The sequence below is a fragment of the Methylobacterium indicum genome (assembly GCF_001043895.1).
GTDB lineage: Bacteria > Pseudomonadota > Alphaproteobacteria > Rhizobiales > Beijerinckiaceae > Methylobacterium > Methylobacterium indicum.
Genome location: NZ_JTHF01000252.1, coordinates 1 through 6934, shown reverse-complemented (window position 1 = coordinate 6934; position 6934 = coordinate 1). Strand labels below are relative to the sequence as shown.

Below are 6934 nucleotides of genomic sequence, written 5' to 3'. Positions count from 1 at the left end.
CGCAGAGGGGGGAGGGTTCAACAGCCGTCGCGTCCGTGAAAAGGCGTCCGAGCCAAGTCATGTCCCGTCCCTCCCGTGCAGGCGCACCCAGGTGATGCGGGTGGGCGAGTAGCCGGTCGCGGCGTGCAGGTCGTCGAAGGCGTGGGTGGCGGCGATGGCCGAACGGGCTCCTGCCGCCTCCGGGTCGTCGGGCCGGTAGACGAACTCGCGCCCGTTGCGACGCCAGCGCACCGGCTCGCCGGAGCGGGGCGCCGTCAGCATCGCGATGGTCGGGAAGGCCGGCCCCCCGTGGGCGTGGAGCCGGTGGGCGGCGGCGTCGTCGTCGAAGACAAGGCGCGTCAGGCCGCGCTCGCGGGCCTCCAGCACCCGGCGGGCTTGGCTGATGTGATCGTCGAAGAAGCCCACCGCCCGGTCGGCATCGAGGCGGGGCAGGCTCACGGTCGACCAGTCGACGGCGTGGTAGCGCGCGCGGGGATCGCGGTAGCGCAGGCCCGAGAGATCGGGATCGAAGCAGAGGATCTCGGCCTGCGGGCAGGCCTGGCGCATCACCCAGGTGGTCAGGCCGCGAAACACGCCCGATTCGACGATGACCTCGGGGGCGAGCGCCCGCATCAGCACGTAGAGCTGGAGCGCGCCGTTGAAGCCGTTGCCGCCGCGCTTCTGCGCGACCGGCGCCGTGGCGATCAGGTCCCAGAAGGTCGCGACCGCGGGCGCGGCACCGCCGGGCAGCGACAGGCCGGCCTCGGCCAGATCGGCGTCGAGGCGCGCGGCGGCGGCGGCGATCAGCGCGTCGGTTTCCGGGCCGGAGAGCGGGCGGTGGTTCCAGTCCGACACCGCCGGGACGAGGTCGTAGCCGAGGCGGTCGAACAGGCGGCCGAGGAAGCGGCGGCGGAGCCGTTCGACGAGGGGGTGGGGACGGAGGGCGGCACCGTTCGACATCGGGGGCTCTATCGGGGTCTCGGACGTAAGGTCAGGTAACTTTGGGGCTCAGGCGGCTTTAGGGCTCAGGCGGCTTGCCGGCTCGCCGGGCCGGCGACCCGGACGCGGTGCCCGGGCTCGATCTCGGTCATCGTCCCGGCCGCGCCGCCGGTGAGGCGGTAGGGCTCGGGCCAGCTCGCCGGGTCGGAGAAGCGGTCGCTCATCAGAAGCTTCAGGTCGAGGGGGTGGTCGAGGTCGGGCTCGGGCACGGCGGCGAGCAGCGCCCGCGTGTAGGGATGGGCCGGGTTCTTGAAGAGGGCGGCCTTCGAGGCCTCCTCGACGATGTAGCCCCGGCACATCACCGCGATCGTGTCGGCGATGTAGTCGACCACCGCGAGGTTGTGGGAGACGAACAGGTACGAGACGCCGAGGCTCGCCTGCAGGTCCTTCAGGAGATTCAGGACCTGGGCCTGGACCGACACGTCGAGGGCCGAGACCGGCTCGTCGCAGAGCAGCACCCGGGGTTTCAGGGCCAGCGCCCGGGCGATGCCGAGGCGCTGGCGCTGGCCGCCCGAGAAGGCATGCGGGTAGCGCCGGAGCGACGACTGGTCGAGCCCGACCATGTCCAGGAGTTCCTTGGCACGCTCGTAGCGCTCGTCCGCGGTGCCGACGCCGTGAATGCGCAGGGGCTCGGTCAGCAGCTCGTAGACCGTCATGCGCGGGTTGAGCGACGAGAACGGGTCCTGGAACACGAACTGCACCGCGCGACGGAAATCCTTCAACTCCCGGTCCTCGAGGGCGAAGACGTCGCGTGGCCCGCGGCCCGAGCCGTCGTCGAAGGTCACGGTGCCGGAATCGGGCCGAAGGGCCCGCATCACCACCTTCGAGAGGGTGGTCTTGCCGCAGCCCGATTCGCCGACGAGGCCGAGCGTCCGGCCCGGATGCAGGCTCAGCGACACGCCGTTGACGGCGTCGATGGTGCGGGTCTTCCCCTTGAACCAGCCCGAGCGCAGGGTGAAGGACTTGCGCACCCCGTCGATGGCGAGGAGCGGCCCGGCCGGATCGGGCCGGTGCGGCTCGCCGGCCTTGCGGGCGAGGACCGCGCTCTTCACCTCGCGGATCGGGGTCAGGCGCTCCCCGGGCTCCATGTGGAAGCGCGGCACCGCCCGCATCAGGGCCTTGAGGTAGGGATGGCCGGGGTGGCGGAAGATGTCCTCCCGCGAGCCGGCCTCCATCACCCGGCCGCGATACATCACCACCACGTCGTCGGCCATGTTGGCCACCACCCCGAGGTCGTGGGTGATGAGCAGCATCGCCATGCCGGTCTCGGCCTGCAGCTCGCGCATCAGTTCGAGGATCTGGGCCTGGGTGGTGACGTCCAGCGCCGTTGTCGGCTCGTCGGCGATGAGGAGCGCGGGCTTGGTGATCAGCGCCATGGCGATCATCGCGCGCTGGCGCAGTCCCCCGGACAGCTCGAACGGGTAGGTGACGAGCGCCCGCTTCGGGTCGGGGAAGCCGACGCGGTCGAACACCTCGATCGCTCTCGCCTTGGCCTGCTCGGCCGAGACGTCGGCGTGCAGGCGCAGGGCCTCGGTGACCTGGTCGCCGACGGTGTGGAGCGGCGACAGCGAGGTCATCGGCTCTTGGAAGATCATCGCGATCCGCCCGCCGCGCAGGGCCTGCATGCGGGAGGAATCGGCCTTGAGCGCCGCGATGTCGGTGCCGCCCGGGGGACCCGCCGGATCGGCGAGGCGGATGCTCCCGCCCGAGATCCGCGCGACCTTCGGCAGGATCTGCAGGATGGCCTGCGCGGTGACCGACTTGCCCGAGCCCGACTCGCCCACCAAAGCCACGGTACGGCCCGCCGGCACGTCGAGGGACAGGCCGTCGACCGCCCGGAACGCACCGGAATCGGTCGAGAAATCGACCCGGAGGTCGCGGATCGACAGGAGCGGAGCCGTCATCCTGATGCCGTGCTGTCCTCTCGGGGCGGGGACGCCCCCGGATCACCGCGGAAGATAGGGCCCGCTTGTGACACGGGCAGCGGCGGGTTCGCAAACAATGCGGCGGCGCGCGATATTGTTGGAGACCGGCCTTTCGCCGCGCGGTCCGCCAGGTGGTCGAGGAGCCGGGCGCAGAACTCCCAGGTCGCCTCGTCCTGCACGAGGTGGTGGGTGAGAAGCCCGACCGGGCCGCCCGCCGCGACCGCCCGGGCCGCGCGGGCGACGATGCCGTCCGGATCGGCGAGCCCGCCGCCGGAGCGCCAGGCCACCGGATCGATCGCGGCATGGGCCTGGGCCAGGCCCGGTACCGGGGGCACGGGCGCGGCGGCCGAGAGGCCGCGATAGCCGATCCCCGGCAGGATTGCCGGCAGGTCCGGGGCGAAGCGGTTCCAGGGCGGCACCAGCACCGGCAGCAGGCGGGGTCCGAGGCGGGCGCGGGCGAGCGCCAGGGCCTCGGCGGCGTCGGCCCGCAAGGCTGCGAGAGGACGGTGGGGGCCGAACTCGGCCTTCCTGGCCTCCGGCGGCGCGTGGTCGGCGTGGGCGAGGCCGTGGACCAGGCAATCGATTCCGGCCTCGTCGGCGAGGCGCGCCGCCAGCGACGGTTCGGCCCGGGCCGGCACGGCGGCGAGCGCCACCGGCCAGCCGGTGCGGGCCGCCAGCGCGAGCAGGCGGTCGAGGGCGGGGGTGTGGGCGACCGCGTCGTCGTCCCGCCACCAGAGCGCGACCCTGCGGCCTTCATCGGCGGCGCGGTCCAGCGCCTCGGTGAGGGGGGTGAAGTCGGGGGATCGGCGGATGGATCCGGCCTCGTTCCGATTCGGGAGAGGCGAGGCGGCGTGCAGCAACTCCTCCACGATCGCCACGCTCCGCCGCGCCCCGTCGCACGCGATGGCGTGGGGCATGCCCGGCGGCGGGGCGGCCCGCACCGCGTCGGCGAGGCTTTCCGCCGTCAGCGCATCCTCGGGCAGCACCCGGGCGAGGCCGTGGGCGGCAAGCGTCTCCGCGCGCAGGCGCTGCTCGGTCTCGTGGCCGGCCTCGAAGGGAACCAGCACGGCCGGGCTGCCGCTCCGGAGGAGGTCCAGCACGGTGTTGTAGCCGGCCTGGCTGACGGAGAGCGCCGCTCCGGCGAGCAGCGCGCGGAAATCCGGCCGGGCCCGCTCGACGATCGCGTTCGGCGGCGCGGCCTCGCGCAGGGCCGCGAAGGCGGGCTCGGGTACGGCGCGGCCGACGAGGATGCGCCAGGACAGCGCCGGGGTGAGGGCGGCGGCGGCCACGGCGGCCTCCTGCAGCGGCAGCCCGGCGGCGCTGGAGCCGCCCGAGACGACGATGCCGGAGCGGGGCTCGCCCGGTGTGGAAACGACCTCGCCCTCGTCGACGTAGCCGGTGTAGCGCAGGCGCGGCGCCAGCTCCTCCACGACTGGCCAGGAGGCGTCGAGCGGCAGGAAGCCGGGATCGCCGTGGACCAGCACGGCGTCGTAGGCGGCGAGACGCGCATGGGTGGCGGCGATGCGATCCCGGTGGCTCGGGGTCGCCAGGATGTCGCGGATCGAGGCGAGGAGCAGGGGACGGGGCGTAGCCGCCCGCACGGCCTCGACCAGCGCCGTGAATTCCGGCGCCAGCACCCGGCGGCCGAACGGGTAGAGTTCGGTGATCACCGCGTCGGGCGCGGCCTCGGCGAAGGCGGCGGCGAGGCCGTCGCGGCGGGCGGCCAGGCGCTCCGCCGTCACGGCCACGCCGTCGGGATCGAGGAGCGTCGTGAAGGCGGTACCGATGATGCGCAGGGGCGGCAGCTGCACCAGGCGCACGCCGTCGAGGCGGGGCAGGGCCACCGGCATGCCGCCGGACACCAGCGTCACCGCGTGGCCGGCCGCCGCGAAAGCCCGCGCCAGGGCGGCCGCCCGGGTCAGGTGCCCGGCCCCGAGCAGGTGCGTGACGGCGATCAGGATCCGGCTCATGCGAGGGACGTCCGCAGGAGCGGCGCCAGCGTCGTGCGCAGGATCGCGGCCGCCCGATCGAGGCCGCGCTCGTCGCGGGCGAAGGCGAGGGCGCTCGCGCGCATCGCGGCGAGTCGGTCCGGCCGTTCGGCGAGGGTGCGGATCGCGGCGGCGAGGGCCACGGCGTCGCCGGGCGCCGTCACCCGGCCGGTCGCGCCGTCCCGCACCACGTCCGGCACACCGCCGTAGCCGCCGGCCACCACCGGGCAGCCATGGGCCTGCGCCTCCAGGAGCGCCATGCCGTAGGCCTCGTTGACGGCCGGCCAGACCAGGAGGTCGGCGGCGGCGTAGAGGACCGAGAGCGCGTCCGACGCCACGGCGCCGTGCCGGCGCACCCGGGCGCCGAAGGGCGCGAGCAGGTCCGTCACCGCCCCCGCGGCCGGGCCGTCGCCGGCGACGTCGAGGGTCCAGGGTACATCGCCGAGCCGCGCCAGGGATTCGGCCAGCAGCCGGTAGGAGGCGAGCTTGTCGCCCTCGCGCATCATCGCGACGGTGAGGAGTCGCAGAGGGCCGGGTGTTCTCCCGGTGACGGGCATCGGCCAGTCCGCCGGATCGAGGAAGGGCGGCAAACCCGCCAGCACCTGGCGCGCCGGCCGCGCCGCCTCGAGCGCCGGCCGGTCGCGGCGGTTCATCACCAGGATCAGGTCGGCGGCGTCGAGGGCCGCCTCCGCCCCCGCATGGCCCAGGGCATGCGGCCCCCCGGCGCGCTTGGGCGCCCGCGAGCCCTCCGCCACCACGTAGGGGATGCCGAGACTCGCGGCCACCGCCGGGCCGATCCAGTCCGGCGCCTTGTAGTAGACGTGATAGGTGAACCAGAGCGCCGGAGGATCGGAGGCCCAGGCGGCGATCAGGCGCTCGGCCTCGGCGAGGGACTCTGCCCGCAGGGCCGGGTGCCGCGCCCCGTCGGGATCGCGGGTGCGCAACGAACTGGCGACCTCGGGGGCGAAGCCCGCCGCCCCGAGCGCCCGCAGGAGGAGCCGCGCCATCGTGCGCTCGCCGGAGGGCACCGGGTGGTCCGGGGCCTTGAGCGGCGCGTAGAAGGCGACGCGGCTCATCGCCGGGCCGCCCCCTCGAGCAGGCGCGCGATGGTGTCGAACCCGGACTCGGCGCCGAACTCGGCCCGGAGGCGGGCGAGCGCCGCGGCGGCGAGGCGGGCGCGCTCGGCGGGGTCGCGGGCCAGCAGGTTGATGGCGTTCGAGAGCGCTCCCCAATCGCCCGGCGGCACCAGCCGGCCCTCGATCCCGTCGCGCAGGAATTCGGGGATGCCGGCGAAGTCGGTGGCGACGACGCAGAGCCCCTGCGAGGCAGCCTCCATGATGACGTTGGGCAGCCCGTCGCGGTCGCCCGAGGGTGCGCGCTTGGCCGGCAGCACGAACAGGTCGGCCTCCCGCAGCAGCGCCACCACATCGGGCTGGGGCTTCGCGCCCAGGAAGACCACTTTTTGCGAGAGGCCGAGCGCGGCGGCCTTGGCGCGCAGAGCCGCCAGTTCCTCGCCGCCGCCGACATGGGCGAGGCGCCAGTGCAGGTCCGGCGGCAGGGCCGCCAGGGCGTCGAGCAGATCGTCGAACCCCTTCTTCGCCACGGCGCGGCCGACGGCGACGACCCGCAGGGGGTCGGCCGGGTCCGACCCGTCCCGGGACGGGCGGGTCTCCGGGGCGGCGGGGAACCGCGACAGGTCGAGGCCGTGATAGACGAGCGAGACCCGGTCCGGCGCGGCCGCGACCTCGCGCAGCCGCGCCGCGCCGGCCGCCGTGCAGGTCACCGCGAAGGCGAGCCGGGGATCGTCGAGCTTGTCCGCGAGCTCCCAGTCCGGCGTGGTCCAGATGTCCTTGGCGTGGGCCGACGCGCTCCACCGCCGTCCGGTGAGCGCGGCGGCGTAGCGGGCGACCGAGGCCGGGGTGTGCAGGTAGTGGACGTGGATGTGGTCGGTCTGCGCCGGCAACTCGCGGGCGAGCACCAGGGCCTGGCCGAGGCGCCGGCCGCGGTTGGCGGTGAAGTCCCGGGCGAGGTCGCGGCGGGCGA

At 74.7% G+C, this 6934-nt stretch carries 5 protein-coding genes; all 5 read right to left on the bottom strand.

Annotated elements, in window-relative coordinates; all coding sequences use genetic code 11:
* Positions 1–57: 57 nt before the first annotated feature.
* Positions 58–939: a hypothetical protein gene (locus tag QR78_RS25760; RefSeq protein WP_048430450.1), complete on the bottom strand. Its 882-nt coding sequence runs from the start codon at positions 937–939 to the stop codon at positions 58–60.
* 65 nt (positions 940–1004) lie between these two features.
* A complete protein-coding gene (locus tag QR78_RS25755) occupies positions 1005–2882 on the bottom strand; it encodes an ABC transporter ATP-binding protein (RefSeq protein WP_048430449.1) in 1878 nt (625 codons plus the stop codon).
* The gene (locus tag QR78_RS25750; RefSeq protein WP_053221092.1) at positions 2879–4873 is read right to left on the bottom strand and encodes a glycosyltransferase; all 1995 of its coding nucleotides are present in this window, start codon (positions 4871–4873) and stop codon (positions 2879–2881) included. Before QR78_RS25750 ends, QR78_RS25755 begins: the two co-directional genes overlap by 4 nt.
* Positions 4870–5967, bottom strand: coding sequence for a glycosyltransferase family 4 protein (locus tag QR78_RS36545; RefSeq protein ID WP_048430448.1), 1098 nt, complete (start codon positions 5965–5967; stop codon positions 4870–4872). The genes QR78_RS25750 and QR78_RS36545 overlap by 4 nt, the downstream gene beginning before the upstream one ends.
* On the bottom strand, positions 5964–6934 hold a 971-nt coding region (locus QR78_RS25740; RefSeq protein ID WP_048430447.1), incomplete at its 5' end, for a glycosyltransferase family 4 protein. The genes QR78_RS36545 and QR78_RS25740, both read right to left, overlap by 4 nt.